Source organism: Chamaesiphon sp. OTE_20_metabat_361 (assembly GCF_031364565.1).
Window position 1 is genome coordinate 1 of sequence record NZ_JANLWO010000799.1, and the last position, 3262, is coordinate 3262.

At 49.2% G+C, this 3262-nt stretch carries 4 protein-coding genes and 1 pseudogene; all 5 read left to right on the top strand.

The window, feature by feature from the left end; genetic code table 11:
* The coding region (locus RMO35_RS22565) for a DUF1579 family protein (RefSeq protein ID WP_309744544.1) at positions 1-340 on the top strand (340 nt) is incomplete at its 5' end.
* A gap of 39 nt (positions 341-379) precedes the next feature.
* Entirely contained in the window at positions 380-574 is a 195-nt protein-coding gene (locus RMO35_RS22570; protein ID WP_309744546.1) for a hypothetical protein, read from the top strand.
* 13 nt (positions 575-587) lie between these two features.
* A pseudogene (locus RMO35_RS22575) lies at positions 588-915 on the top strand (IS1 family transposase); the annotation flags it as partial.
* A 277-nt stretch (positions 916-1192) separates the two neighbouring features.
* On the top strand, positions 1193-2533 hold the full coding sequence (locus RMO35_RS22580; protein ID WP_309744548.1) for an efflux RND transporter periplasmic adaptor subunit: 1341 nt from the start codon (positions 1193-1195) through the stop codon (positions 2531-2533).
* Positions 2530-3262, top strand: a 733-nt coding sequence (locus RMO35_RS22585; protein WP_309744550.1) for an efflux RND transporter permease subunit, incomplete at its 3' end; no start/stop codon positions are given. The genes RMO35_RS22580 and RMO35_RS22585, both read left to right, overlap by 4 nt.

Below are 3262 nucleotides of genomic sequence, written 5' to 3' on the forward strand. Positions count from 1 at the left end.
GTGGATTGGGGCGGAAACTTATGAGTGGCTACCAGGTGGTTTTTTTCTCGTTAACCACTTTGATGCAAAAATCGGCAACGCAGAGATAAGTGGGATAGAGACGGTCGGCTATGATGCGGTGAGCCAGTCATACCTCTCGCAGCTATTTGACAGTTATGGCAGAATTCTGTCTGGTCAGCGGAGTATCCGTGATGGTGTTTGGTCGTCATCTATCGGAACAGAATACCGCACCACATATGCGTTTCGCAATGAGGGTAATACCTTGGCTAGCCGTTGGGAGTGGTTAGATGGCGATGATTGGTTTGTCCTGGCCGATCTAGAGGGAACTAAAGTCAATTAGGATCTGCCGAATCTGGATTCTATACAGACTGAGTAAAGGATGAAAAACCAAGAAGAAAAAATGGCCACGACTGCCAGAACCTACATGACCATTGGCCCATTGGTGGTTCTTGTTCTATGGATCGTAGTTGGTGCTAGCCAGAATGCCTCAACCAGAGGTTTAACTGGCGATTTTCTTGGTGGAGTAGCTTCACCATTTATTGGTTTAGTTTCGGCAATTTTGGTCTCTTTATAATGCAAAAAGAGATGCAAAAACTTTTCAGCCATTGTGGGAACTAGTTGGGAGCTGGAAATGTTAGTTTTATCTCACGGATGGATGGCCAGTTTATCCGATATTTATTCCGTGACGTAGACCAAATTATCTGTAAAACTTATATGACCAGAGTCGAAGGAGAAAATACTCGGTTACGACACTATTTAGCTAGGCTTCATCGTAAGACACTTTGCTATTCTAAGTCTAAATAAATGCTAGCTTATTCAGTTAAGCTATTAATTCACTATCTTAAATTTTGGGATGTTCCTATTCCTGTTTCCGCTAATAATTTCAGCCGCGATCGCTCTCGACAAATTGAATAGCAGGTTACTCTCTCGATCGCCATATCATACATCAATTCAGCAACGCCTAATTTTCTATTTCTACTCCGATCGCTAAATATTTAAGTAGTTGATAGTGACTCTAAATGAGAAAAACATTGCCGAGTCTAATAATCGCATTCTCATCCCTATAGATTCAAAAATATCTGTCTAAAGATAGATATTTTTAGTGATTCACTCGATCGAATCACTCGATCGGGCGAGGTAAAAGTAGGTGTAAATCGATATTCTGGAAAAAGCAGTGTCAATTTCATGAACTATGGACACATCTAAATCCCCAGGTTCATCGCCAGAAACCACCACCAAATCTCGCCGTCCCAAACGGTGGCAGCTTGGTTTACTTGCTCTCCTCTTACTACTCGGCGGTGGGGCGTTATTCTGGCGGACGACGATGCCCAGTCAAGAGGCTGCACCACCGACAGCCGCACGCGGATTGCCGACCACTCCCGTCCAAACCGCCGCCATCGGTCGCGGACAAGGTACCAGAAGCATTCAGTTAGCAGGGCAGACGGAGGCAAATAGAAGTGCCACATTGCGGACTCAGACAGCCGGGACTGTCGAGCGGGTATTTGTCGAAGTCGGCGATCTCGTCAAGCCAGGGATGACGATCGCGACTCTGGATGATGACGAGCGACAACTCGCACTAGCAGAGTCACAGGCCAAACTGGCACAAGCTCGCAGCGAACTGGCACGGCTGCAAGTGGGGACTCGATCGGAAATTATCGCCCAACGGCGAGCGCAAGTGCGTTCCGCTCAGGCTAGCGAACGCGAGGCTCAAGACAACTTGCGCCGTAACTCCTCGCTGGTCAAAGCTGGGGCGATCGCCCAACGGGTACTGGTAGAATCTCGTGCCAGTGTCGAGACCACACGGGCACAGCGATTGCAAGCAGAAGCGACGCTAGCAGAAGCTACGGCTGGCCCGACTCGTGAAGAAATTGACGCTCAAACAGCTAGCGTCGCTGCCGCCCAATCGGTGGTCAACCAGTCTCGACTCACCCTAACGCGGACTCAAGTTAAGTCGCCGATTGCTGGTACGGTGCAAACGCGGCAGGTAAATGTGGGCGATCTGGTCGAGAGCCGCGATTCAATAGTGACGCTGGTAAATAATAACGAGTTGGATGTGTTTTTGGAACTACCAGAACAACTTACTGGTAGCGTGAGGACTGGCTTACCCGTAGAACTCCGAGCGCGCGCTCTACCAGATTGGCGCGGACGCGCGACCATTAGCGGTGTGGTTCCGGCGGCTAATGCCGCATCGCGACGGCAACTAGTACGGTTGCGGTTGCTAAATCCACCCCCGAATTTATTACCCAAGATGGCGATCGCGGGTACGCTCCAGTTACCGATCGAGGCAACTAATCTGGTCGTCCCTCGTGATGCGCTGGTGCGTCGTGATGAAAATTGGCTGGTGTACACCATTCGGGATGGTAAAGCGGTAGAAGTTAAAGTGCAGATGGTTGCCGATCTGGGCGAAACGGTGGCAATTTCTAGCAATCAGTTGCGGGCGGGGCAAGCAGTAGTAGTGCGGGGCAGCGAAGCACTCAAGTCCGGATCGCCCGTGCAGGTCGTCGAAAACCAAAATACTAAAAAAACGTCATGAACTTCATCGAAACTGCTATCCGGTGGCGGCACGGTACCTTCGTGCTGTTTTTATTGTTGGTGATGTTTGGCTTCGTCGCCCTGTTTCGGCTGCCGCTAGAACTTCAGCCGGGAGGAGATCGACCGGAAATTACGATTTCTACGCCTTATATCGGCGCAGCACCTTCTGAGGTCGAAAATTTAATTACGCGCCCGATCGAGGATGTGTTAGAGGAAATTGAAGGGATTCAAGAAATTACCAGCCAAAGTTTATCGGGATTTAGCACGATTACGATGAAATTTGATTGGGGTACCGATGTCGATGCGCGGCTGGTGGCGACACTCAACAAGCTCCAGCAACTCGGAGATCTCCCAGCGGAAGCGGGTGATTCGGATATTCAGGTCGCCAGCGGCAATAATAACCCGATGATCTGGCTGGTGCTCAAGCCCAAACCAGGCTTTCAGACTGACTCTAACCGTTATCGCGACCTAATCGACCAAACGATCGAACCCGCACTTCGCCGAGTGGAAGGCACGAGTCGATTTTTTATAATTGGCGGGCAGGAACGGGAGGTAGAAGTATTTGCACTTGATTATGAAGGGTTGGTTATGCCCGTTCCCAATTCGTTAAAGGGCAAAACACAGGAGAAAAAAGTTCCCATCCCTGTATCCACACCTAAAAAAAGTATTGCAGTATTGCCTTTTGTAAATATGAGCAACGATCTTGAACAGGAATATTTCAGCGATGGAA